This is a genomic window from Shewanella septentrionalis (assembly GCF_025370265.1).
GTDB classification, from domain to species: domain Bacteria; phylum Pseudomonadota; class Gammaproteobacteria; order Enterobacterales; family Shewanellaceae; genus Shewanella; species Shewanella hafniensis.
On the sequence record NZ_JAMTCC010000121.1, the window covers coordinates 1 to 781 of the forward strand.

General features: G+C 46.5%; 1 protein-coding gene, 1 tRNA gene and 1 rRNA gene. All 3 read left to right on the forward strand.

Going from position 1 to position 781, the window contains the following annotated elements:
* The first annotated feature begins 38 nt into the window (after positions 1 to 38).
* Positions 39 to 154 (forward strand): 5S ribosomal RNA (gene rrf, locus NE536_RS22840).
* Positions 155 to 189: 35 nt separating this feature from the next.
* Positions 190 to 266: transfer RNA gene (locus NE536_RS22845), tRNA-Asp, on the forward strand.
* Between the two features lie 341 nt (positions 267 to 607).
* Positions 608 to 781, forward strand: a 174-nt coding sequence (locus NE536_RS22850) for a helix-turn-helix domain-containing protein (RefSeq protein ID WP_261274124.1), incomplete at its 3' end; no start/stop codon positions are given.

Below are 781 nucleotides of genomic sequence, written 5' to 3' on the forward strand. Positions count from 1 at the left end.
CGTGAGCCAGAGATGGACACGGTAATAAGCAGAATTTGCTTGGTGACAATAGCCTTGTGGAACCACCTGATCCCATCCCGAACTCAGAAGTGAAACGCAAACGCGCCGATGGTAGTGTGGGGTCTCCCCATGTGAGAGTAGGTCATCGCCAAGCGCCTAATTTAGGTTAACGTCAAACGTTAAACTAAAGGAGCGGTAGTTCAGTTGGTTAGAATACCGGCCTGTCACGCCGGGGGTCGCGGGTTCGAGTCCCGTCCGCTCCGCCAACATAAAGACGAAAGCCTCTACAGCAATGTAGAGGCTTTTTTCGTTGTGGAGAAATCAACATTATTGGTGATGTCTCAAGCTGTTATTCATCCAACTTTTCAATCACTGTACCGCCGACTTCTCTTGAGCTGGTTAAATATCGAACTCTTGCTGCTTGATAAATACTTCGCCTCACAAGACTTCACTTGTTTCTTATTATTTTTAGCTGCTTATTATACCATTCCGCATTGAAGTCTGATCTAATAGCAAGCAACCCAACAGCTTAAAATTGGATTATGAAACCTGAAACTGCTGAAAGTCTGCTTAGCCTCTCCAAAAGAGAAAAAATCCGCATAAGCGCATGCGATTGCTCGCTGTATCGCTATTTTTGCAATGCCATAACCGCACTCAGGTGGCAAGCCAGTTGAAGGTGGCCAGATCTAGCGTCAACTTATGGGTCTCCAGCTATCTTGGGCAAGGACTGGCAGGACTTGAAGATAAACCACGCCTAGGGAAGAAGCCGTCATTGTCAAAT